Below are 24,222 nucleotides of genomic sequence, written 5' to 3'. Positions count from 1 at the left end.
AGCGCCATATTCATGGATTCACTCAGGTCAGAGACCCCATGCCCCAACCGCGTTCCTACAAAGTTGCACTCAACGGCTACGGCCGGATTGGTCGTTGCGTCTTGCGTGCGTTGTTCGAGCGAGGGGCAGAGGCCGGCTTCGAAATTGTGGCCATCAACGATCTGGCCGACATGGCCAGCATCGAATACCTGACACGCTTCGACTCCACCCATGGCCGGTTCCCCGGCGAAGTGCGGGTCGAGGGCGATTGTCTGCACATTAAGGGCAACTGCGTGAAAGTCCTGCGCAGTGCCACCCCCGAAGGCATCGATTGGGCGTCCTTGGGCGTCGATCTGGTGCTCGAGTGTTCCGGGGCCTACCACACCCGCGAAGACGGTGAGCGTTTCCTCGCTGCCGGTGCGCCGCGGGTGCTGTTTTCCCAACCGATGGCCAGTGAGGCGGATGTGGACGCCACCATCGTCTACGGCGTCAACCAGGATTGCCTGACCGGTCACGAACTGCTGGTATCCAATGCCTCCTGCACCACCAACTGCGGCGTGCCGCTGTTGCGCCTGTTGGATCAGGCCATTGGCCTGGAATACGTGTCGATCACCACCATCCATTCGGCGATGAACGATCAGCCGGTGATCGACGCCTACCATCACGAAGACTTGCGCCGCACCCGCTCGGCGTTCCAGTCGGTGATTCCGGTGTCCACTGGTCTGGCGCGAGGCATTGAACGGCTGCTGCCGGAACTTGCGGGGAGAATTCAGGCCAAAGCCGTGCGGGTGCCGACGGTCAACGTGTCCTGCCTCGATATGACGATGCAGACCGTGAGCGATACCGACGCCACCGAGGTCAACCGTATCCTGCGCGAAGCTGCTACCCGCGGCCCGCTCAAAGGCTTGCTGGCCTACACCGAGTTGCCTCATGCCAGTTGTGATTTTAACCATGACCCACATTCGGCCATCGTCGATGCCAGCCAGACCCGTGTATCCGGCCCGCGGCTGGTGAACATCCTGGCCTGGTTCGACAACGAATGGGGGTTTGCCAACCGAATGCTCGATGTTGCCGAACATTATCTGCAGACGGCGGCCTCTGTTTCCAACCAATCTGCTCCCTAAACAGTTATCCAGGAATTGCGACCCATGACCGTGTTGAAGATGTCCGACCTCGATCTGCAAGGTAAGCGCGTACTGATCCGCGAAGACCTCAACGTCCCTGTCAAGGACGGTGTCGTCACCAGCGATGCGCGTATCCTGGCTTCGCTGCCGACCATCAAGCTGGCCTTGGAAAAAGGTGCGGCCGTGATGGTCTGCTCCCACCTGGGCCGTCCGACCGAAGGCGAGTTCTCGGCCGAAAACAGCCTCAAGCCCGTGGCCGACTACCTGAGCCGTGCCCTGGGTCGCGAAGTGCCGCTGGTGGCTGATTACCTGGGCGGTGTCGACGTGAAGGCCGGTGATGTCGTGCTGTTCGAAAACGTGCGCTTCAACAAGGGCGAGAAAAAGAACGCCGATGAGCTGGCCCAGCAATACGCAGCCTTGTGCGACGTATTCGTGATGGACGCTTTCGGCACCGCCCACCGTGCCGAAGGTTCGACCCACGGCGTGGCGAAGTTCGCCAAGGTCGCCGCGGCCGGCCCGCTGCTGGCCGCTGAACTGGACGCACTGGGCAAGGCCCTGGGCGCGCCGGCCAAGCCGATGGCCGCCATCGTCGCTGGTTCCAAGGTGTCGACAAAACTCGACGTGCTGAACAGCCTGAGCCAGATCTGCGACCAGTTGATCGTCGGCGGCGGTATTGCCAACACCTTCCTCGCCGCAGCCGGTCACCCGGTCGGCAAGTCCCTGTACGAACCGGATCTGCTGGACACCGCCCGCGAAATCGCCGCCAAGGTCAGCGTGCCGCTGCCAGTGGACGTGGTGGTTGCCAAGGAATTCGCTGAAAGCGCTGCTGCTACCGTCAAGGCCATCGCTGATGTGGCCGACGACGACATGATCCTGGACATCGGCCCGCAGACGGCGGCCAACTTTGCCGAACTGTTGAAATCTTCCAAGACTATTCTGTGGAACGGCCCGGTCGGTGTGTTCGAGTTTGACCAGTTCGGCAACGGCACCAAGGTCCTGGCCCAGGCCATCGCCGACAGCGCTGCGTTCTCCATCGCGGGTGGCGGTGACACCCTGGCGGCGATCGACAAATATGGCGTGGCCGAACAGATCTCCTACATCTCCACGGGCGGCGGTGCGTTCCTCGAGTTCGTCGAAGGCAAGGTGCTGCCAGCGGTTGAAGTCCTGGAAAGCCGGGCCAAGGCCTGAGGCTGCATTGACCAGGCAAGGGAGTGTTTTTATGGTCAAGACGTGGACTCTTTTGTTGTTGACCGCGGCCCTGGCCGCTTGCGGGAGTCACCCGCAAGCGACGCCGGAACCGGCCGCCAGCGATCCGGAGCCTGGCTGCTACCAGGCGGACTGGCAGGCGGAAACCAACCCGGTGCTGAACAAGCGTTCCGGGCCGGATGGTCTGGACAAATACGAAACGCAAACCCCGACCAAGGAACATGGTTGTCCTTGACGGGTCTGACCCTTTAACTCATGGCTGGCGGCATGCGTCGCCGGTCGAGGAACACGGATGAAAGGCTTGATCGCCGTTGTGGCGTTGGCATTGCTGGCCGGTTGCGCGCAGTTGGGTTTTTCGAGCGCGTCCGAGCCCGTGGCAGGTTGGACGACCTGGACGTGTGACAGCGAGGCCAAGGTGCTCTGGCGCTATACCGATGGCACCCGCAAGGCCGTCGACGTGCGCCTCGGCGGGGCCGAGCAGGTTTACCGCCTGAAGCAGGAGCCGGGTGCGTCGGGCGCGCTGTACAGCGACGACATGCTGGCGTTCCACATCAATGGTGACGAAGGCCTGGCGTACTGGGTTGCCACCAATGATTTGATTGGTCGGGGTTGCAAGGCGCAGTAATTGAACCCATGGACTCATGTGGGAGCGAGCCTGCTCGCGATAGCGATATATCATCCAATCGGATGTCGACTGATCTACCGCTATCGCGAGCAGGCTCGCTCCCACAGGGTTCTGTGAACGCTGAAGAGACAGGTAACACCGAATTCGCGGTCGAGGGCTAACCCCGACCCGCAATGACTTGAATAGCCGCCGCCGCTACGGCAGGCTGGTACGATTAACGACCCTCGACGGGAGAGACACACAATGGCACTTATCAGCATGCGTCAGATGCTGGACCACGCAGCCGAATTCGGCTACGGCGTCCCAGCCTTTAACGTCAACAACCTTGAGCAGATGCGCGCCATCATGGAAGCCGCTGACAAGACCGACTCTCCGGTGATCGTCCAGGCTTCGGCTGGCGCCCGCAAATACGCCGGTGCGCCGTTCCTGCGTCACCTGATCCTGGCGGCAATCGAAGAGTTTCCGCACATCCCGGTGTGCATGCACCAGGACCACGGCACCAGCCCTGACGTCTGCCAGCGCTCCATCCAACTGGGTTTCAGCTCGGTAATGATGGACGGTTCCCTGGGCGAAGACGGCAAGACTCCGACCGACTACGAATACAACGTACGCGTCACCCAACAAACCGTTGCCATGGCCCACGCCTGCGGTGTATCGGTGGAAGGTGAGCTGGGTTGCCTGGGTTCGCTGGAAACTGGCATGGCCGGTGAAGAAGACGGTATCGGTGCCGAAGGCGTGCTGGATCACAGCCAGATGCTGACCGACCCGGAAGAAGCCGCCGACTTCGTCAAGAAAACCCAGGTCGACGCCCTGGCCATCGCCATCGGCACCAGCCACGGCGCCTACAAGTTCACCAAGCCGCCCACCGGTGACGTGCTGGCGATCGACCGCATCAAGGAAATCCACAAGCGCATCCCCAACACCCACCTGGTGATGCACGGCTCGTCCTCGGTGCCGCAGGAGTGGCTGGCGATCATCAACCAGTACGGTGGCGACATCAAGGAAACCTACGGTGTGCCGGTCGAAGAAATCGTCGAAGGCATCAAGCACGGCGTGCGCAAGGTCAACATCGACACCGACCTGCGCCTGGCGTCGACCGGTGCCATGCGCCGCTTGATGGCGACCAACCCGAGCGAGTTCGATCCGCGCAAGTTCTTTGGCGCGACCGTGACTGCGATGCGTGATGTGTGCATTGCGCGTTATGAGGCCTTTGGTACGGCGGGTAATGCTTCGAAGATCAAGCCGATCTCCATGGAAGCGATGTTCCAGCGTTACTTGAAAGGTGAGTTGAACGCCAAGGTCAACTAAGCCTCAGTGTTGTGAGAAACCCGCAGTGATGCGGGTTTTTTATTGGATGGATTTGTGTGTATATCCGTTGTCACGGGACGGATATGCACGCGATATTTCTATGTCTTGGTGTGCGAAGTCCTACGAGATTTCGGATGCACTCAGTCAGGTGTTGTGATCGATATCCAGCACGCTGAACGTCACTTTCCCGCCTTCGCTGGTATAGCCCGTGTTGTCCTGCACATACACCCCGGCCTTGAAGTACAACGGCTTGTCGCGCCAGGCGCCGCCGACGGTGGTGTACCAACTATTACCGGCAGCGGTAATACCAAGGTCGCCGGTACGATCGAGGTGGATCCGGTAAGAGAAGGACCGGTTCAGCTTCACTCCCGTGGCCACGGTAATGACCCTGCCTTCGCTGTCATCGGGACGCATGCGGACCTTGGCGACGATGTTGCCAGTGGCGCTGTCGTCCTTATATTGGTATTCCAGTTTGACCATGGGCCTGCTGCTGTCCTTGGCATGGATCTGACCAATCACGATCTTGCCGCTGCTGGGCACTTGATTGACAACGAGGGTGGCCCGTAGCTGATTGTCGGCGTCGGGATAGACCCAGTTGCGCAAGGTGCCGTCTTTGTAGGTCTCGCGCAATTCGCTGCGTGGGTAGATCGCGTTTTCAGTCTTGGTGCCGGTGACAGGTGACCAGAAATACACCGTGCTGCCTTCGGAGTTGAAATATTTGTCTTGGAAACCATCCACCAGTCGAGGGGTTTCGATGGTTTTCGGCGGACTGCCTTCAGGGATGCTCAGGTTCCAGGTTGCAAGATCGACCATGTTCGGATCCTTTCTGAAAAGAAGAAATGATTTACGCCACAGCCGGAGGCTCTAAGACGCGCTTTTGCTGAGGCCAGAAGGGGGCTCGACCGAGTACTTGGTACGTTCGTCCGGCGGAGGGTTGGCGTCAACAGTCCGTCAGAGTGGCGTTTGCCGCTTTTGTGCCCGAGACGGATGACCGTTGGTCGGCTAGCCCGATTTTTCTCGGAACAATTGGGCGATGGCTATTTGGCGCTTTGCCGTACACGCACAAAAAAAAGGCACCCGCAGATGGGTGCCTTCAAAAAGGTGGCGCAACACTTTTAAAGGGTGGTGTGTTTGATTTCCAGCAGGCTGAACGCCACTTTCCCGCCCTCGGTGGCATAGCCGGTGTTGTCCTGCACATATACGCCCGCTTTGAAGTACAGGGGCTTGTCTTTCCAGCTTGGGTCAATGGTCGTTCTCCAGTTGTAACCCGCCGCGGTAATACCCAGGGCACCCTTCGGGCTGAGATGGATCATGTAGGAGAAGTTACGATCGAGCTTCACGCCGGTGGCAATGGTAATGACCTGGCCTGTCTCGTCATCGGGACGCATCCGTACCTTGGCAACGATGTTGCCGGTGGCGCTATAGGCCTTGTACTGGTATTCCAGCTTTACCATTGGGCTGGTGCTGTTCTTGGTATGGATCTGGCCAATCACGACCTTGCCGCTGCTAGGCACCTGGTTGACGGCCAACGTCGCCCGCAGGATGTTGTCCGCCGCCGAGTACAGCCAGTTTCGCAGCGTGCCGTCGCTGTAGGTTTCCCGCAGCTCGCTACGTGGATAGATCGCGTTCTCGGTCTTGGAGCCGGTCACCGGCGCCCAGAAAAATACCGTGCCGGTTTCGGCGTTGAAGTACTGATCCTTGAACCCTTGCGCCAGGCGAGGGGTTTCGATAGTCATCGCCGGGCTGCCTTCGGGGATGCTCAAGTTCCAAGTGTTAAGGTCGATCATGTTCAGTTCCTGCAGTGAAATGTTAGGCGCAACAACGCGAGGCTCTAGCCCGCGAGTTGGGGCGTCCTGATAGCACCGGTTTGAGCTTGTTGTCGTTTTGCGGCGAATGATTGACGTCAAGTGATCGTCACTGTGGTCTATTGCAGTTTCTGTGCCCGAGAAGGGTGACCGTTAGTCGGCTATTTCGGGCATTGTCGGGATGATGGCGTGATGACACCTACTGCTTTTCAAAATCACGGTCTAGAGTGAGATCACAGTATTTGTCCGTTTTGCTACGAAAAACGGACATGGCGCCCCGATAAGAGAAGCAGCATGGAATGCGCGCAACCTACGCTTGGTGAAAACAACTCCGTCCTTTTGATTGTTGATGATTACCCTGAAAATCTGCTCAGCATGCGAGCGTTGTTGCAGCGTCAGGATTGGCAAGTCATGACCGCAGCCTCGGGTGTCGAGGCCCTTGACCTGCTGCTCGAACATGACATCGACCTGGTTCTGCTGGATGTGCAGATGCCGGACATGGACGGTTTCGAAGTGGCGCGCCTGATGCGCGGCAGCCAGCGCACGCGCCTCACGCCGATCATTTTCCTGACCGCCAATGAGCAATCCCAGGATGCGGTGATCAAAGGCTATGCCAGTGGCGCGGTGGACTATCTGTTCAAACCCTTCGATCCGCAGATCCTCAAGCCCAAGGTGCAAGCGTTGCTGGAGCACCAGCGCAATCGCCGGGCTTTGCAGCGCCTGAGCCAGGACCTGGAGGCTGCCAGAGCGTTCAACGCCTCGGTGCTGGACAACGCGGCCGAGGGGATCCTCGTGGTGGACGAGGCCGGCTGCATCCGTTTCGCCAACCCATCCACTTGCCGTCTGCTCAATGCAACGGCCGAGCAGTTGCAGGGGACGCCCTTCCTGGATTACCTGCAGAAACCCCACATTCCACAATGGGCCGACTCCGATATTCATGCTGCCTATTGCCGTGGCCAGACCTGGCGTCTGCACGATGCGATCCTGCGCACCGCGCCCGGTCAACAGGTGTCGGTGGCCTTGTCCTGCGCCCCGCTGCCCGCGGAACAGAAGGCCATGGTGGTGACACTCCAGGACATGTCCGTAATCCGGCACTTGCACCAGCAACTCGAATTCCAGGCCGTCACGGATCCGCTGACCGGTTTGCTTAACCGCAGGGGGTTCTATCAGACCGCCGAAAACCTGCTGATGCGCAGCGAGCGACTGGAAAGCAACTGGGTGCTGTTGTACCTCGACCTCGACGGCTTCAAGCGCGTCAACGACTCGTTGGGGCACGATGCCGGTGACCGGGTGTTGCGCTGGGTCTCGGAACAATTGAAAGCCTGTCTGCGTCCCTTCGACATCCTGGCGCGGTTGGGCGGTGACGAATTCACGGCCCTGCTGGACCTGGAGCTCCCGGAGCAGGCGGCCAAGATCGCGGAAAAACTCATCGAACGGGTCGCGATCTGCCAGCAGATCGAAGGCATGGATGTGGCGTTGGGGGCCAGTATCGGCATTGCGACCTACCCGGATTGCGGCGCCAATCTGGACGGTTTGTTGCGCGCATCCGACATTGCCATGTACGAAGCCAAGCGTGCCGGCCGCCAGCAATATCGTTTTTATGACCACGAAATGAACGGTCGAGCCCGTTCACGGCTGATGCTCGAGGAGAGCGTGCGCTCGGCCATCGAGAACCGCGACTTCAATATGGTCTACCAGCCCCAGGTGAATATCCACGATGGGCGGATTCGTGGCTTCGAGGCGTTGTTGCGCTGGCAGCACCCGAGCGTCGGCGATGTGCCGCCGGGTCTGTTCCTGCCTTTGTTGGAGGAAGCGCGGCTGATCAGCCGGCTAGGCAGTTGGATTTACCATCGTAGCGCGGCCCAGCGCAAAGTCTGGGAGCGAAATTTCGCCGATGACCTGGTGCTGGGGGTGAGCTTGAGCAGTACCCAGTTCGGCATGCCGAACCTGGTGACCGAGTTGCGTCAGGTCCTGGAGCGCCATGCCCTGAAGCCCCGGCAACTGGAGGTCGAGGTAACCGAGGACGCGCTGATGCGCAATCCCGACGAAACCCAGAAGCAGTTGCGGCTGCTGCGCCATCTCGGGGTGCGGGTGGCGCTGGATGACTTCGGCTCGGGACCGTGCTCCCTGACTCATTTGCGTGACCTTGAGCTCGATACCCTCAAGCTCGACCGGCACCTGATCGCCCGATTGCCGGATTCGCCGCGCGATGCGGCCCTGGCGGCCTCGGTGATCGATCTGTGCACGCAATTGGGCTTGCGGGTAATCGCCGAAGGTGTGGAAACCCTGGAGCAATATCAGTGGCTCAAGGACCATGGCTGTGAGTATGTGCAGGGATTCCTCGTAGCGCGACCCTTGACGGCGGCAGACACCGATGCGTTCGCCAGACCCTTTGACTGGGGCGCGCTAACGGTCTGAGTTCGCTACACTGGCGGTCTTTTTCCACAGTATTGCCGTTCGATGATCGCGCTCAAGTACCTCCAGGCCTACCCCGCCGCGCTGCAAGCCCAGGTGCAGCAGTTGATTGCCCAGGATCGCCTGGGGGATTACCTGCACCAGCGCTATCCGGGCCGACATCCGATCCAGAGCGACAAGGCGCTGTACAGTTATGCACTGGAGCTCAAGCAACAGTACCTGCGTAATGCGCCGGCCATCGACAAAGTGTTGTTCGACAACCGCCTCGACCTGACCCATCGTGCCCTTGGTCTGCACACTGCGGTTTCGCGGGTACAGGGTGGCAAGCTCAAGGCGAAGAAGGAAATCCGCATCGCGTCGCTGTTCAAGGACGCAGCGCCCGAGTTCCTGAACATGATCGTGGTGCATGAACTGGCCCACTTCAAGGAATCGGACCACAACAAAGCGTTCTACCAACTCTGCGAGCACATGCTCCCGGGGTATCACCAGTTGGAATTCGACCTGCGGGTGTACCTGACCTGGCGCGATCTGCAACAACCGAAGGAATGACCGGATGGATGTCAGCAAGACCAAGAGCAGCTTCTATCGCCGCTTGTATGTGGCTTACCTGATCGACAGCGGCGTGGCCAGCAATGTCCCGGCGCTCATGGAAGCGACCGGCATGCCTCGACGCACCGCCCAGGACACCGTCGCGGCGCTGGCGGACCTGGATATCGTGTGCGAGTTCGAGCAGCAGGAAGGAGCCCGCAACCATGCCGGTGGCTATCGGATCCGCGATTGGGGGGCGATTGATCGAGGGTGGATCGAGGCCAATCTGCCACGGATCAAGGCGGTGCTCGACTACCCCTGATAGGGATAGTGGTTGTACTGGCCCCATCGCGAGCAGGCTCGCTCCCACAGGGGGATGTGTTTCAAATGCGGGAGCGAGCCTGCTCGCGACGATAGCCTCAAGGTCGATGCATGCCTATGTGCGGGATACCATCCTCCAGGTATTCGACCCCCACCACTTCAAATCCATACCGCCCGTAATACCCCTGCAGATGCGCTTGCGCCGACAATGAAATCGACGTGCCAGGCCAGTTCTTCTCGGCGTGCTTGAGCCCGTGCTCCATCAAGGTATGTCCCAGCCCTTGTCCCCGTGCCTCAGGGGCGATGATCACGCGGCCGATGACCACGTCGCTGTTCTGGGAATGAGGATCGAGCAGGCGCAGGTAGGCCACGAGGTGGTTATCCCGCCAGGCCATCAGGTGGAACGTGTCGCCTTCCAGGTCCAGCCCGTCGACGTCCGGATAGGCGCAGTTCTGCTCGACGACGAACACGTCGGCGCGCAATTTGAGAATGGCGTACAGCTGTTCCTTGCTCAGGTCACTGTGGTGTTTGCAGACCCAATCGATGTCCATGTTTTGAATTTCCTGAAGAGCCCGAGGCCGATATTAAGTGCGTTGCGCCTGGAAGTCTCTTTTCCGGGTGAGCGAAAATATGTGATAAAGGCCAAATTGCCATCATTCTGCTTTCGCAGCGTTGTCGTCTTTATGTAATCTTCGTGCAAGCGCTGCGCAGCGGTTTCAATGAGCTAATGTTAGGTGGGATGTCTCTGTTTATCTCCCGAATTTCGGCAAAAAACATGGGCTTCGCAACCTTCAAGGATGTATGGCATGCCGCGATTGCACCGAGCTCTTGTTTTGATTGGGTTGCTGTTGTTGAGTCACAACGCCTGTGCGCAGAAATTGCGCCTGGTTGCGGATGGATGGCCACCCTTTACCGACTCAACGCTGGTCAATGGTGGCCTGGCGACCGATATCGTCAGCACCGCCCTGGCGCGTGCCGGTTATGCCACCGAGTTTGAACAGGTGCCTTGGGCCCGGGCGATGCTGGGCATCGGCGAAGGGCGTTATGACGTGTTGGTCAACGCCTGGTACAGCGAGGAGCGCACTCATATAGGCCAGTTCTCGGCCGAATACCTGCTCAATCGCGTGCGCTTTCTCAAGCGCAAGGATGCTCCGATCCAGTTCGACAACCTGCAACAGCTATACGACTACCCTATCGCCGTGGTTCGCGGTTATGCCTATTCCAAGACGTTCGATGAGGACCAGCAAATGCAGAAGGTCCCCGTGCATAACTTTGCGATGGCGGTGCGCATGGTGGCTGCCGACCGCGTGAAGTTGACGCTGGAAGACGAGTATGTCGCTCGTTATTACCTGGCCCGCGAATCGCCCAAGGTGCGTAATTCCGTGGAGTTCCTGCCCAAGCCGTTGAGCGAAAACAGCCTGCATATCCTGGTCAGCCTGAAGAACCCGGAGCATGAGCAGATCGTGGCGGGGTTCGATCGGGAGATCGCAGCGATGAAGGCGGATGGGAGTTATGCGCGGATCCTGGAAATGCACGGTATGTGAGCGAGTTTTGCGCTGCCCATACTGGTCCCAATCGCAAGCAGGCTCGCTCCCACATTGGAATGCATACCCTGTGGGAGCGAGCCTGCTCGCGATGGGCCCCGATTGACCGCCGCAGCTTTCAGGCTTCGCTCGTATCCTTGATGAGATGCGCCGCCAGCGTCCGCAACGGTCCAAGCTGACGGCAGATCAACGCCAGTTGCGTCTGCACCAGCCGCTGGCCCTCATCGATTTCGTCGGGCATCTGCTCAAGCTCGTTGGCCAGGGCTTCTTCCTCGTCGCTCTGGATCACGATCGACGTTTTGGTCGCCAGTCCCTGGGCGATTTCGTCGATGCTGGAGGCCAGCTTCACCCCTGCGCCGTCTATCAACTGCTCGCGCACATCCGTTGGCAGTTCGGTCCCCCGGTGGGCACCCAGGCCCGACAGGTAGCTGAGCAAGGTGTGGGACAACACCAGGAAACGGAACCCGACGTCGGCTTCCTTACGGAAATGCCCCGGCTCCATCAGCATGTTCGCCAGTGTCGTGGACAACGCCGCGTCGGCGTTGTGGGCATTGCGTCGGGCCAGGCGATAGGCCAGGTCGTCACTTTTGCCGGCGGCGTACTGGTGCATGATCTGGCGCAGGTAGATGCTGTTGCAGGTCAGCGTGTTGGCCAGGACCTTGTTCAGTCGGCGGCCCTGCCAGTCCGGCAGGAAGAGGAACACCGCCAGGCCGGCGATCAGGCTGCCGAGCAAGGTATCGAACAACCGTGGCAGCAACAGGCCATAGCCGTCGCCGACCTGGTTGAAGCAGAACAGCACCATGACGGTGATCGCGGCGGTCGCCAGGGTGTAGCGGGTCGTGCGGTTGGTGAAGAACACCACCCCGGCGGCAATGGCGAAGCACGACTGCACCAGCGGGTTGGGGAACAGGTCGAACAGCGCCCAGGCCACTGTCAGGCCAATGGCGGTGCCGATGATCCGCTGACCGAGTTTGCGCCGGGTGGCGCCGTAGTTGGGCTGGCAGACGAACAGTGTGGTGAGGACGATCCAGTAGCCCTGGGACGGGTGAATCCAGTGCACCATCGCGTAGCCAACGCTCAGCGCCAGGGGCAGGCGCAGGGCATGACGGAACAGTAGCGAAGTCGGTGTGAGCTGCGTGCGCAGGCGTAGCCAGACATCCTTGAGGCTGTGTGGCGAGCGGTCCAGCAGGCTGCTGTCAGTAGCGTCGGCCAGGGCATCGGGGTTGCTGGCGTCGCTGAGCAAACGGTCAAGCGTGCCGAGGTTCGCCGACAAAGCCCGCAACGAACGCAACAGGCCACGCCAGGCCGGATTGCTCTGGATGCGCAAGTGTTCCAGGGATGCGTGCAGGTCGTTCAGGGCCTCGGCGAAGTGATCATCGTAGACGAACGGCTGGCGCATCTGGATCGATTCGGCCAGCGCCTGGCAGGCTTTGCCTTGCTGGCGCAGCAGGCGCTGGCAGCGGAACAGTACGTCGCTGTGAAAGAACGCCTCGGCCAGGGCGTTGTAGGGGTAGTGGGAGGAACTGGCACGCTCATGGATATCCTGGGCCAGGAAGTACAACTTCAGGTAACGACTGACCTTCGAGCCCGGGCGACCGTTGCCGACGCGATGCAGGATGATTTCCTTCGCCGCGTTGAGGGCCGCCACCACGCGGCCATTCTGTTGGGCCAGTTCCAGGCGTCGTGCTTCGATATCCAACTGGCGGACCGGTTCGAGCAGCGACGACTTGAGCTTCAGGTAACGCCCCAGCTCGCGGAACAATCGTGCCAGGCTCTGTTGCACCGGCTGGTTGGAAAACAAGACATGCCACAGTACCGAGAGCATGCCGTACCACGCCGCGCCGGCCACCAGCAGCAAGGGTTCGTGCCAGAAATCGGTGACCGCGCCACCGCGCTGGTCCACGCCAATCACGGTGTAGACCGACAGGATCAAGGTGGCCGAGGCAATCGCGCCATAGCGCTCGCCCAGGGCGCCGAGCATGGTCAGGCCGAAACTCGCCAGGGCAAAGGCGATGATGAAGAGGATGGGATAGGGAAACAGCAGCTCCACCGACAATGCCGCGACGGTGAAGCAGACCAGGGTCACAGCGAGCGCATTGAGGCGGCCCTGCCAGTTGTCGTCAGTCTCGGCCAGGGCGCTGGCGATGATGCCCAGGAACAAGGGAATCAGCAGCGTCATCTCATCCAGGTACCAGCACAGCGCCATGCTGCCGGTCAGGGCGATGAACACCCGCACGCTATAACTGAATTTATCCAACGCCCAAAGGCGACGCAGAGACTGGCGGAACGAGGTCGATGACATGAAATGCAAGGGCCTGACGGGCGATGACACTAAATTGAGGCAGTAATGACGCCGACGCAATGGCGGCGATCACATCTGACAGCAAAAAGTGTTCCGTCATCCGACACTTAACCCTGTGGGAGCGAGCCTGCTCGCGATAGCGGCGTGTCAGTCAATTCATTACCAACTGAACCACCGCTATCGCGAGCAGGCTCGCTCCCACAGGACAGGTAGTCAGACGTATTGTGCGGCGGCATAGCCCGAAGCCCAGGCCCACTGGAAGTTGAACCCGCCCAGGTGACCGGTGACGTCCAGCACTTCGCCGATGAAGTACAGCCCGGGGCTTTTCAGCGATTCCATGGTCTTGGATGAGACTTCCCGTGTGTCGACGCCACCCAGGGTGACCTCGGCGGTGCGATAGCCTTCGGTGCCGGCCGGGATGACGTTCCAGCTCGCCAGTTTCTCGGCAATGTCCGCCAGTTCCGCGTGGGTGTATTGCTTCATGGGTTTGGAGACGAACCAGGTATCGGCCAGCAGGTTGGCCATTTTCTTGGTGAACAACTCGCCCAAGAGGGTTTTCAGTTCGCTGTTGGGGCGCTCGGCCTGCTGTTGTTGCAGCCATTGGGGCACGTCGTGGTCCGGCAGCAGGTTGATCTGCACCGTGTCCCCCGGCTCCCAGAACGACGAGATCTGCAGGATGGCCGGACCGCTGAGGCCACGATGGGTGAACAGGATGTTTTCGCGAAAACTCTGGTCGTTGCAGCTCACCAGGCAATCGACCGAAGTGCCCGAGAGTTCGGTGCACAAGGCCTTGAGCTGATCAGTAATGGTGAACGGCACCAGGCCGGCGCGGGTTGGCAATAGCTGGTGGCCGAACTGCCTGGCGACCTGATAGCCAAAGCCGGTTGCCCCCAGGGTCGGGATCGACAGGCCGCCGGTGGCGATCACCAGGGATTGGCAGGCGATGACGCCGAGGGTGGTTTGCAGCCGATAGCCGCCGTCGGTTTTCTCGATGTGCTCGATCGAGGTGTCCAGGTGCAGATTGACCCCGACCTGTTCGCACTCGTCCAGAAGTACGCCGAGAATGTCGCTGGACTTGTTATCGCAGAACAACTGGCCGAGTTTTTTCTCGTGATACGGCACGCCGTGCTTGGCCACCAGAGCGATGAAGTCCCATTGGGTGTAGCGGGCCAGGGCCGATTTGCAGAAGTGCGGGTTCTGCGAGAGGAAGTTGCCCGGCTCGGTGTACATATTGGTGAAATTGCAGCGTCCACCGCCGGACATGAGGATTTTCTTGCCGGCCTTGTTGGCATGGTCCAGCAACATCACCTGCCGTCCGCGCCCCGCAGCGGTCAACGCGCACATCAACCCTGCGGCGCCAGCGCCAATGATCACGACTTCGGTAGAGCGCAAAACGGTGTCCTCTCAGTCTCGCCACAAAACCCATTGTGGGAGCGAGCCTGCTCGCGATTGCGGTGTGTCAGTCAAATAAAGGTTGGCTGACCCGCCGCAATCGCGAGCAGGCTCGCTCCCACAGGGGAACTTCGTTGGTTGGGATGGTTACAGGATTCGCACCCGCAACGAACGTCCCTTGATCTTGCCTTCGTTCAGGCGCTTGAGTGCCTGTTTGGCGATCCCGCGTTCAACGGCCACGTAAGCCTGGAAATCGAAAATCGCGATCTTGCCGACCTGGGTGCCGGGGATGCCCGCGTCGCCAGTCAGGGCGCCGAGGATGTCGCCGGGGCGAACCTTGTCCTTGCGACCGGCGGCGATGCACAGGGTGCTCATGGCTGGCAGCAGTGGGCCGCCGCCCTGGGGCTTGAGGTTGTCCAGCTGGTCCCAGCTCAGCGGTGCCTTTTGCAGTTGCTCGATGGCCTGGGCGCGGTGGGCTTCGGAGGGCGCTACCAGGCTGATGGCAACACCGGTTTCCCCGGCGCGGCCGGTGCGGCCGACGCGGTGGATATGGATTTCCGAGTCCCGGGCCAGCTCGACGTTGATCACCATGTCCAGGGCATCGATATCGAGGCCACGGGCCGCCACGTCGGTGGCCACCAGCACCGACGTACTGCGGTTGGCGAACATCGCCAGCACCTGGTCGCGGTCGCGCTGCTCCAGGTCGCCATGCAGGCCGACGGCGGAAATGCCTTTGGACGTCAGATGGTCGACGGTTTCCTGGACCTGTTGCTTGGTGAAGCAGAACGCCACGCAAGAGGCCGGACGGAAGTGCGCCAGTACCTTGACCACCGCGTCCATGCGCTCCTCGGGAGAGATCTCGTAGAAACGCTGCTCGATCTGCGCGTCGGAATGCAGTGCCTCGGCCTTCACCTGTTGCGGATCACGCATGAACTTGGACGACAGCTGCTTGATGCCCACCGGGTACGTGGCGGAAAACAGCAGCGTCTGGCGACGCTCCGGGGTCTGCTGGATGATGTCTTCGATGGCGTCGTAGAAACCCATGTCGAGCATGCGGTCGGCTTCGTCGAGGATCAGCGTGTTGAGGCCGTCGAGTACCAGCGAGCCTTTGCGCAGGTGCTGCTGGATGCGTCCCGGCGTGCCGACAATGATGTGGGCGCCATGTTCGAGGGAGGCGATCTGCGGGCCGAAGGATACGCCGCCACACAGGGTCAGGACCTTGATGTTGTCCTCGGCACGGGCCAGGCGGCGGATTTCCTTGGCGACCTGGTCGGCCAATTCGCGGGTCGGGCACATGACCAGCGCCTGGCAGCCGAAGTAGCGCGGATTGATCGGATTCAGCAGGCCGATACCGAACGCCGCAGTCTTGCCGCTGCCGGTCTTGGCCTGGGCAATCAGGTCCAGGCCCTTGAGGATCACCGGCAAGCTCTGCGCCTGGATCGGCGTCATCTGGGCATAACCGAGAGATTCGAGGTTAGCCAGCATGGCGGCGGACAGCGGCAAAGTGTTGAAAGCGGTGGCAATGGTGGTCACGGGACAGGCCTGCAAAACAAAATGTCGCGCAGTGTAGCAGCCTCGTGCCACTTTCTTCGAAAGTTCTGGACGAGCTGTGCGAGCCATGGGGCTCTTGGAAGGCTGGGTGATTAACCTGTGGCGAGGGGATTTATCCCCTCGCCACAAAAACTTACCGAAGCCACTCAAGCTTGGGTTAATGCTCGATATGCTCATCGTGACGTTTCTGCCGCCGCCCGTCCTGCTTCGACAACTGGGAGAAAATCGTCGCCGCCAGCATCGCCATGACCCCCACCGTCACGAACGTCAGTTGGAACGCGCCCAGCACCGTGTCGACCCCATCGTTACCCACCTGGGCCGTAAAACCGCCGAGCAGGGCGCCGGCACAGGCGACGCCGAGGCTCAAGGACAGTTGCGCCACCACGGACAGCAGGCTGTTGCCGCTGCTGGCGCTGGCATCGTCCAGGTCGATCAGGGTCACGGTGTTCATCGCTGTGAATTGCAGCGAGTTGATCGCCCCCAGTACCGCCAGTTGCGCCAACAGCAGCCAGTACGGGGTCTGTTCGCTGACCAACCCCATGCTCGCCAGCATCACGCCCAGGGCCAGGGTATTTCCGGTCAGGACGATGCGATAGCCCAGCCGCTCGATCAATGGCCGGGCCACGGATTTGGCGACCATGGCCGCCGCCGCCAGGGGCAGCATGCTCATCCCGGCCTGGGACGGTGAATAACCCAGGGCCACTTGCAGCAGCAGCGGCACCAGGAAGGGCAGGGCGCCGCTGCCCAGGCGGGCGAACAGATTGCCAAGGATGCCCACCGCGAAGGTCCGAGTCTTGAATAGCGACGGCGCGAACAGCGGATTCTCGACATGTCCGGCTCGCAGCCAATAAGCCGCCAGGCAGGCCAGGCCGCCGAACAGCAGCAACATCACCCGCAGGTGTGGCAAGTGCAGCTCGCCGAGGCCCTCCATGGCAATGGTGATCAGCACCATCGCCGCGCCGAACAGCAGGAAACCCACGCCGTCAAAGCGGGTGCGCTCGCTGCCGCGCAGGTCCGGGATGAATTTCCACACCGCGTAGCAGCCGATCACCCCTACCGGCAGGTTGATGATGAAGATCCAGTGCCAGGTCAGGTATTGCACCATCCAGCCGCCCATGGTCGGGCCGATCAGCGGGCCGAGCAGGCCAGGAATGGTGATGAAACCCATGATCCGCACCAGTTCCGAGCGCGGATAGGCCCGCAGCACTACCAGCCTGCCGACTGGCAGCATCAGTGCGCCGCCCAGGCCCTGAATGACCCGGGCGCCGACCAGCATCGTCAGGGAGCTGGACAAGGCACACAGCAGCGAGCCGAAGCTGAACAACAGGATCGCGCCGAAGAAGATTTTCTTGGTGCCGAAGCGGTCGGCGATCCAGCCCGAGGCCGGGATCAACAGCGCCACTGTGAGCATGTAGGCGATGATCACGCCCTGCATGCGCAGCGGGTTCTCTGCCAGGTCACTGGCCATGGCGGGCAGGGCGGTATTGAGGATCGTCCCGTCGAGGGACTGCATGAAGAAAGCGATCGCCACGACCCACGGAAGCCAGCGGGCGGTGGTTGCGTCGAGCGGTGCACGGTTGGGCATGGGGCCTCTTGCTGTGTCTCAGGGTGTTCGTGGTGGCTTTATCGCGGGCAAGCCTTGCTCCCACCGGATGTCATTGCCCTTGTGGGAGCAAGGCTTGCCCGCGATGCTTTACAGGGTCAACGTCAACCGCTTGACCAACGCCCCCGGCAACAGCATCGAGGCTGTGGCCCGCTGGCTGTAGGTGCTGGCCGAGAGTAGAAGTTCCCGCTCCCGGGTCAGGCCTTCGAGTTGCGAGCCGAGCAGGCTATAGACGCTGTCGTCGAAGCGCATGGTGCTGACCGGTGCCTGGATCTGGCCGTTCTCGACCCAGAACGTGGCGAAGCGAGTCATGCCGGTCATGCGTGCCGCTGGCTGGTCCGAGTAGTTCAGGTACCAGAGGTTGCTGATGTACAAACCGGTGCCGAGGCGCTCGAGAATGTCCTCCTGCTCCAACTGGCCTTCCTGCATGACCAGCGCCGAAGGGTATTCGTAGCTGCTCGCGCCGTTGGCGGTGAGGCCGTATTCGGCGGCGCTGCGTGAATTGACCAACCGGGCGTTGGCCTTGCCCTTGGCGATCAGCGTCAGGTCATCGCGCGGATAGCCTTCATCGGAAAACGCCGGGCTCAAGGAGCCACTCACCTGCTCGCTCAGCCCTACGACGGGGCTGAAGGTGGACTCGTCGGCGTAGAACTTCTGCAACGGGCTCTGTTTGCTGGCAATTGCCCGGGCCGAGAACCCGCCCCAACTGAGCATGCCCATGATCTCTTCCAGCGCGGCCGGTGCCAGGTAGGCACGATACTCACCGGGTGGCAGTGTGCGCAGCGGCCGGCCGAGAAACGCCAGTTGCTCGCGGGCCTGGGCAAAGCGCTTGGCAAATCCTTCGCTGCTCCACTCATGGCCGGCGTAGCTGGCTTTCACTGCCTGGCCGTTTTCGTGGAACAGGCTGAAGTCGAAGTTGAAACTGTTGGCCTGATGCCAGCCAAATGCCCCCGAAGAACTGGCGAAACCGCGGCTGATGGGGCCGGCGGCGTAGATCCCCACCAGGTCCAGGCCTTCGGCGGCTCGGGCGATTTCGTCCACGGCCTGTTCGGTCTCCGGCAACGGATGGTCCTGCACATTGTTGCTCTGCCAGTGATTATGGTTGAGCAGTAGATAAGGATCCCGGGGCAATAGCGGCAGGGTATCGCGCAGCTGTTGCAGGCCTTCGCTCAAACGTTGCAGGTCTGTCTCGGTTTCGCCGGACAAGGTGATCTGCAGGTCGGCATGGCGCCCGTCGTCGATCAGTTTGAAATTCACATTGGCCTGTTGCACCTGCCCGGCCTGACGCACCTTGCCATGGTTGAAACGCACGAAGGCCGAGGACTCAGCGGCGTAGCCCAAGGTGAATTGTTCGGACCCATGCAACGCAGCGCGTAGCCAGTCGACCAGCGTCTTGAATGCCTCGGCCTGATTGTTGACGGTACTCATCAAGCGTCCCCCCCAAACACATCAACGTCTCTGAACACGCAGGCTGGCGACGCATGGCCGACGCGGATGACCTGGTTCGGCTCGCCCTTGCCGCAGTTCGGCGTGCCCAGCACCTGGGAGGTACTGGCATCGCCCACGGCCCGCAGGCTCTTCCAGAATTGCGCGGAAATGCCGCGGTAGTTGGGATTCTTCACCACACCCTTGAGCTCACCGTTCTCGATCAACTGGCCCCATTCGCAGCCGAACTGGAATTTGTTGCGGGCATCGTCGATGGACCAGGAGCGGTTGGTGCGCATCAGCACGCCGTGTTCGATGCCCTGGATCAACTGCTCCAGGGACTGATCGCCCGGTTCGATGTTCAGGTTCGCCATGCGGTCGATGGGCGGGCGGTTCCAGCCGCAGGCGCGGCTGTTGGCGACGCCGTCCAGGCCTGCGCGAAACTGTGACAGCGCGCCGCCCAATGGGCGCAGCAGCAAGCCTTCGCGGATGAGGAACTGCTTGCTGGCGAGGCTGCCGTCGTCGTCATGGCTGTAACTCGCCAGTTCCTCGGGAATGTCCGGGTCGAACGTCACGTTCAGCAGCTTGGAGCCGTACTGCAAATGGCCGAAGTCGCTGGTCTTGACGAAGCTGGTGCCGGCGTAGTTGCGCTCGTCCCCCAGGATGCGGTCCAGCTCCAGTGGGTGGCCGATGGACTCGTGGATCTGCAACATCATCTGGTCGGGCATCAACAGCAGGTCCCGCGGGCCTTGCGGCGTGTTCGGCGCCATCAGCAATTGCAGGGCCTGATCGGCAATTTTCGGCCCGGCCCCGATGAGACCGCAGCGGTTGATCACATCGAAGCCGCCTTGCTGGCCGAAGTTCTCGCGGCCCAGGGTGCGGGTCTGGCTGTCATGACCGTCGAAGGCGGTGACGTCCAGAGCCGGGTAGATGAAACGCTGGGCCTGGCGCAACTCGGCACCGGCACTGTTGAGGTAGATCTGTTCGACCTGGGTCAGGCCGATGCTCACCTGCCAATTCACCAGGCGCTCGTCCTGGGGCACCGCCGCCGATTCGTCGCCGAGTAATTGGTAGCAATCGCTCAGGGCGGGGAACGCCTGGTCGAAATGCGGCGAGAAGTAATCGGCGCGGTCGCTGGCAACCGCCTGTTCGCGCAGGTCGAGCAGGGCGTGGGGCTTGAGCCGGCGGGCCTGTTGCTCGGCCCGTTCCAGGGCTGCTTGCAGACCGGCCTGGGACAGGTCATTGGTGGCCGCATAGGCTTCGACACCGTTGACCCGCACGGTGAGCATCGCCCCTTCGTCACGGCCCAGGCTGGGCGGTTCGGCGATGTTCTTGCGCACCGACAGATGCTGGCCGGACTCGCGCACATAACGCAGGGAAAAGAATTCAGCGCCCGTGCGCAAGGCAGCAAAACGCTGCTTGAGCTGGGGGTGGAAGTCGAACATCGGGGAACCTCCTTGGTAGGGTGCATCGGTGCTGCGGGGGGAGGGTGAAACGTTTGCGTGAGGCTAGATTAGGCTTGGGGCGGGGCGGGATCAAGGCTTGAGGCTGGATAGAGTGGGAATGCTTCAGCGTCTGGTCGGGCGCCATCGCGAGCAGGCTCGCTCCCACATGGGATCTGTGTCGGGCACGAAACTTGTGTCCGCCGAAATCCAGTGTGGGAGCGAGCCTGCTCGCGATAGCCGCGCTGGGGTGTTACTGCACGGCTGGCGCCACCTCGCGCACCGGCTTGCCTTTGACCGGCGCATCGCCGGCCACATAGTACGGCGCGGTGCTGCGTGGCAGTGGCTTGCGGCCGCGGATCTTGTCGGCGATTTTCTCTGCGATCATGATCGTCGGCGCGTTCAGGTTGCCGGTGGTGATGATCGGCATGATCGAGGCATCCACCACTCGCAGGCCTTGCATGCCATGCACGCGGCCTTCGCCGTCCACCACCGCCATGTCGTCGGTGCCCATCTTGCACGAGCAGGACGGATGGAAGGCGGTTTCGGCGTGTTCGCGGATGAACTGGTCCAGTTGCTCGTCGGTCTGCACTTCGATGCCCGGGCTGATTTCGCGTCCACGGAACGGGTCCAGCGCCGGCTGTTGCATGATCTCGCGGGTCAGGCGGATGCCGTCGCGGAACTCCTGCCAGTCCTGCTCGGTGGCCATGTAGTTGAACAGGATGCTCGGGTGTTGGCGGGGATCCTTGGACTTCGCCTGGATCCGGCCACGGCTTGGCGAGCGCATGGAACCCATGTGCGCCTGGAAACCGTGCTCCTTCACACCGTTGCTGCCGTTGTAGTTAATCGCCACCGGCAGGAAGTGATACTGGATGTTCGGCCATTCGAACTCCGGACGGCTGCGGATGAAACCACCGGCTTCGAACTGGTTGCTGGCACCGATGCCGGTGCCGTTGAACAACCACTCGGCGCCGATGGCCGGTTGGTTGTACCAGAGCAGCGACGGGTACAGCGAGACCGGTTGGGTGCAGGCGTATTGCAGGTAGAGCTCCAAGTGGTCCTGGAGGTTTTCGCCGACACCCGGCAGGTCGTGCACCACCGGGATGTCGAGGCTTTCCAGCAGTTTGGCCGGGCCGACGCCGGAGCGTTGCAGGATCTGCGGCGAGGCGATGGCGCCTGAGCACAACAGCACTTCCTTGCGTGCCCGGGCTTCGACGCGCTCTTCAGCGGCGCCCACCAGATAACGCACGCCCACGGCACGCTTGCCTTCGAACAGGATCTTGTCGGTCAGGGCATGGGTGACGATGGTCAGGGTCGAACGCTTCTTGGCCACGTCCAGATACCCGCGCGCGGTGCTGGCGCGTCGGCCATTCGGCGTGACGGTGCGGTCCATCGGGCCGAAACCTTCCTGCTGATAGCCATTGAGATCTTCGGTACGCGGATAACCGGCCTGCACGCCGGCCTCGACCATGGCGTGGAACAGCGGGTTGTTGCCGGGCTTGGGTGTGGTCACGCTGACCGGGCCATCGCCGCCGTGGTAATCGTTCGGGCCGATGTCCCGGGTTTCGGCTTTCCTGAAATAGGGCAGGCAGTCCAGGTACGTCCAATCTTCGAGGCCGGGCAGTTTTGCCCAGTTGTCGTAGTCCAGGGCGTTGCCACGGATGTAGCACATGCCGTTGATCAGCGAAGAGCCGCCCAGGCCTTTGCCGCGTCCGCATTCCATGCGACGGCCGTTCATGTGCGGCTCGGGATCGGTTTCGTAGGCCCAGTTGTAGCGTCGACCTTGCAGCGGGAACGCCAGGGCGGCGGGCATCTGCGTGCGAAAGTCCAGGCGATAGTCCGGGCCGCCGGCTTCGAGCAGCAGGACGGTGACGCCTTCGTCTTCGGTCAGACGGGTGGCCAGGGTGTTACCGGCGGAGCCGGCACCGATGATGATGTAATCGAATTCTTGGGACATGAAATGCACCCTCTTTTAATTGGGTTCAGGTCGTGGCCGGTGAGTGTCTTTCACTCCATCGCGAGCAAGCTTTGCCCCCACAGGTTTCTGATAGACACAGCAGTTGTGTTACAGCAGATTCCTTGTGGGAGCATGGCTTGCCCGCGATGACGGCCTCGCAGGCACCGCAGAAGCCGGGCTTTAGAACACCGACGCGTAATCGCCCAACTCGACCTGTACCGATTTGATGCGCGTGAAGTTGTTCAGCGAACTGATCCCGTTTTCGCGGCCCACGCCCGATTGTTTGTAGCCACCGACCGGCATCTTCGCGTCGGACTCGCCCCAGGCGTTGATCCAGCAGATACCGGCTTCCAGTTGGTGGATCACGCGGTGGGCGCGGTTCAGGTCGCGGGTCACGACGCCGGCGGCCAGGCCGAACTCGGTGTCATTGGCGCGGCGGATCACTTCTTCTTCGGTCTCGTAGCTGAGGATCGACATCACCGGGCCGAAGATTTCTTCCCGCACGATGGTCATCTCGTCGGTGCAATCGGTGAACACGGTCGGAGCGACGAACGCGCCCTTGGCGAACTCGCCGTCGGTCAGGCGCTTGCCGCCACACAGCAGGCGTGCGCCTTCGGCCTTGCCCTTCTCGATGTAGCCCAGCACGCTCTCCATGTGGGCGAAACTCACCAGCGGGCCGAAGTTGGTGTTTTCGTCCTCTGGGTTGCCGATGCGGATGCGCGCCACGCGCTCGGCGATCTTGGCTTCGAACGCAGCTTTGAGATGGCTTGGTACGAACACGCGGGTGCCGTTGGTGCAGACCTGGCCGGAGCTGTAGAAGTTGGCCATCATCGCAGTGTCGGCGGCGCGATCCAGATCGGCGTCGTCGCAGATGATCAGTGGCGACTTGCCGCCCAGTTCCATGGTCACGTCCTTGAGCGATGAACTCGAGGCGCTGGCCATGACTTTCTTGCCAGTGTCGGTGCCGCCGGTGAACGAGACTTTCTCGATGCGCGGGTGCTCGGTCAGCCAGGTGCCGACTTCACGGCCGCTGCCGGTCAACACGTTGAAGACTCCGGGCGGAACGCCGGCTTCGGTGTAGATCTCGGCCAGCTTCAAGGTGGTCAGCGAAGTGACTTCGCTTGGCTTGAAGATCATTGCGTTGCCGGCGGCCAGGGCTGGTGCGGACTTCCACAGCGCGATCTGGATCGGGTAGTTCCACGCGCCGATCCCGGCCACGATGCCCAGGGGCTCGCGACGGGTGTAGACGAACGAGGTGTCGCGCAACGGGATCTGTTCACCTTCGATGGCGGGCACCAGGCCGGCGTAGTATTCCAGCACGTCGGCGCCGGTGACGATGTCGACGTAGCGGGTTTCGGAGTAGGCCTTGCCAGTGTCCAGGGTTTCCAGGGCGGCCAACTCATCGTTGCGCTCGCGCAGGATGTCCACGGCGCGACGCAGGATCCGCGAGCGCTGCATGGCGGTCATGGCGGCCCAGATTTTCTGGCCCTTTTCGGCACTGACCACGGCGCGCTCGACGTCTTCTTTCGTCGCACGCTGCACTTGGGCAAGCACTTCACCGTTGGCAGGGTTGATGGCTTCGAAAGTGGCGTCGCCGCTGGCATCGCTGTACGCGCCATCGATGTAGAGTTTTTGCAGTTCGAAACGGGCCATAAAGTCCTCGCAAGTGCATAAGTGGTTGGCTGCCTCCGTGCG

At 61.4% G+C, this 24,222-nt stretch carries 20 protein-coding genes; 9 read left to right on the top strand and 11 right to left on the bottom strand.

The window, feature by feature from the left end; all coding sequences use genetic code 11:
* The first annotated feature begins 38 nt into the window (after positions 1-38).
* The 5 genes from epd to fba all read left to right on the top strand — a co-directional run bounded on the left by epd (position 39) and on the right by fba (position 4,242).
* Positions 39-1,103: an erythrose-4-phosphate dehydrogenase gene (gene epd, locus PCOSP_RS27135; RefSeq protein ID WP_175362352.1), complete on the top strand. Its 1,065-nt coding sequence runs from the start codon at positions 39-41 to the stop codon at positions 1,101-1,103.
* A 24-nt stretch (positions 1,104-1,127) separates the two neighbouring features.
* Positions 1,128-2,291 carry a phosphoglycerate kinase gene (locus PCOSP_RS27130; protein ID WP_139640790.1) on the top strand — a complete coding sequence of 388 codons (1,164 nt, stop codon included), beginning with the start codon at positions 1,128-1,130 and terminating at the stop codon, positions 2,289-2,291.
* 31 nt (positions 2,292-2,322) lie between these two features.
* Positions 2,323-2,544: a hypothetical protein gene (locus tag PCOSP_RS27125; RefSeq protein WP_041020081.1), complete on the top strand. Its 222-nt coding sequence runs from the start codon at positions 2,323-2,325 to the stop codon at positions 2,542-2,544.
* Positions 2,545-2,601: 57 nt separating this feature from the next.
* Positions 2,602-2,934, top strand: coding sequence for an MliC family protein (locus tag PCOSP_RS27120; protein ID WP_139640788.1), 333 nt, complete (start codon positions 2,602-2,604; stop codon positions 2,932-2,934).
* Positions 2,935-3,177: 243 nt separating this feature from the next.
* Positions 3,178-4,242, top strand: coding sequence for a class II fructose-bisphosphate aldolase (fba, locus tag PCOSP_RS27115; RefSeq protein ID WP_024778835.1), 1,065 nt, complete (start codon positions 3,178-3,180; stop codon positions 4,240-4,242).
* Between the two features lie 144 nt (positions 4,243-4,386).
* On the opposite strand, the gene PCOSP_RS27110 is transcribed toward fba, so the two are convergent.
* A complete protein-coding gene (locus PCOSP_RS27110; RefSeq protein ID WP_464709878.1) occupies positions 4,387-5,055 on the bottom strand; it encodes a polysaccharide lyase family 7 protein in 669 nt (222 codons plus the stop codon).
* 302 nt (positions 5,056-5,357) lie between these two features.
* Positions 5,358-6,029, bottom strand: coding sequence for a polysaccharide lyase family 7 protein (locus PCOSP_RS27105; protein ID WP_464709877.1), 672 nt, complete (start codon positions 6,027-6,029; stop codon positions 5,358-5,360).
* Positions 6,030-6,341: 312 nt separating this feature from the next.
* Here PCOSP_RS27105 and PCOSP_RS27100 point away from each other — a divergent pair, with 312 nt between their 5' ends.
* The 3 genes from PCOSP_RS27100 to PCOSP_RS27090 are packed head-to-tail and all read left to right on the top strand — an operon-like array spanning position 6,342 to position 9,312.
* Complete coding sequence (locus PCOSP_RS27100; RefSeq protein ID WP_464709876.1) at positions 6,342-8,465, top strand: putative bifunctional diguanylate cyclase/phosphodiesterase; 2,124 nt, start codon at positions 6,342-6,344, stop codon at positions 8,463-8,465.
* Positions 8,466-8,507: 42 nt separating this feature from the next.
* A complete protein-coding gene (locus tag PCOSP_RS27095; protein WP_464709875.1) occupies positions 8,508-9,011 on the top strand; it encodes a M48 metallopeptidase family protein in 504 nt (167 codons plus the stop codon).
* A 4-nt stretch (positions 9,012-9,015) separates the two neighbouring features.
* Complete coding sequence (locus PCOSP_RS27090) at positions 9,016-9,312, top strand: winged helix-turn-helix domain-containing protein (RefSeq protein ID WP_175362358.1); 297 nt, start codon at positions 9,016-9,018, stop codon at positions 9,310-9,312.
* 97 nt (positions 9,313-9,409) lie between these two features.
* Here PCOSP_RS27090 and PCOSP_RS27085 read toward each other — a convergent pair whose 3' ends face one another.
* Positions 9,410-9,862, bottom strand: a complete 453-nt coding sequence (locus PCOSP_RS27085) for a GNAT family N-acetyltransferase (RefSeq protein WP_139640777.1) — start codon at positions 9,860-9,862, stop codon at positions 9,410-9,412.
* 255 nt (positions 9,863-10,117) lie between these two features.
* Between PCOSP_RS27085 and PCOSP_RS27080 the strand changes: the two genes are divergently transcribed.
* Entirely contained in the window at positions 10,118-10,855 is a 738-nt protein-coding gene (locus PCOSP_RS27080; RefSeq protein WP_175362359.1) for a substrate-binding periplasmic protein, read from the top strand.
* A gap of 118 nt (positions 10,856-10,973) precedes the next feature.
* Here PCOSP_RS27080 and yccS read toward each other — a convergent pair whose 3' ends face one another.
* The 8 genes from yccS to betB form a co-directional block, all read right to left on the bottom strand.
* Positions 10,974-13,157 carry a YccS family putative transporter gene (gene yccS, locus PCOSP_RS27075; protein ID WP_175362360.1) on the bottom strand — a complete coding sequence of 728 codons (2,184 nt, stop codon included), beginning with the start codon at positions 13,155-13,157 and terminating at the stop codon, positions 10,974-10,976.
* A 213-nt stretch (positions 13,158-13,370) separates the two neighbouring features.
* Positions 13,371-14,549: a BaiN/RdsA family NAD(P)/FAD-dependent oxidoreductase gene (locus tag PCOSP_RS27070; RefSeq protein ID WP_139640770.1), complete on the bottom strand. Its 1,179-nt coding sequence runs from the start codon at positions 14,547-14,549 to the stop codon at positions 13,371-13,373.
* Between the two features lie 147 nt (positions 14,550-14,696).
* Positions 14,697-16,034: an ATP-dependent RNA helicase DbpA gene (gene dbpA / locus PCOSP_RS27065; protein ID WP_231995077.1), complete on the bottom strand. Its 1,338-nt coding sequence runs from the start codon at positions 16,032-16,034 to the stop codon at positions 14,697-14,699.
* Positions 16,035-16,257: 223 nt separating this feature from the next.
* The gene (mdtD, locus tag PCOSP_RS27060; RefSeq protein WP_139640767.1) at positions 16,258-17,685 is read right to left on the bottom strand and encodes a multidrug transporter subunit MdtD; all 1,428 of its coding nucleotides are present in this window, start codon (positions 17,683-17,685) and stop codon (positions 16,258-16,260) included.
* A gap of 108 nt (positions 17,686-17,793) precedes the next feature.
* Entirely contained in the window at positions 17,794-19,131 is a 1,338-nt protein-coding gene (locus PCOSP_RS27055; RefSeq protein ID WP_175362362.1) for a TldD/PmbA family protein, read from the bottom strand.
* Complete coding sequence (locus PCOSP_RS27050) at positions 19,131-20,573, bottom strand: TldD/PmbA family protein (protein WP_139640763.1); 1,443 nt, start codon at positions 20,571-20,573, stop codon at positions 19,131-19,133. Before PCOSP_RS27050 ends, PCOSP_RS27055 begins: the two co-directional genes overlap by 1 nt.
* A 250-nt stretch (positions 20,574-20,823) precedes the next feature.
* Positions 20,824-22,527 (bottom strand): choline dehydrogenase, encoded by a 1,704-nt coding sequence (gene betA / locus PCOSP_RS27045; protein ID WP_139640760.1) that lies wholly within the window; start codon positions 22,525-22,527, stop codon positions 20,824-20,826.
* A gap of 180 nt (positions 22,528-22,707) precedes the next feature.
* Positions 22,708-24,180, bottom strand: coding sequence for a betaine-aldehyde dehydrogenase (gene betB / locus PCOSP_RS27040; RefSeq protein WP_139640758.1), 1,473 nt, complete (start codon positions 24,178-24,180; stop codon positions 22,708-22,710).
* Between the last annotated feature and the right edge of the window lie 42 nt (positions 24,181-24,222).

It is taken from the genome of Pseudomonas sp. MAFF 730105, from assembly GCF_055380705.1.
This window is presented reverse-complemented; position numbering and strand designations above follow the sequence as displayed.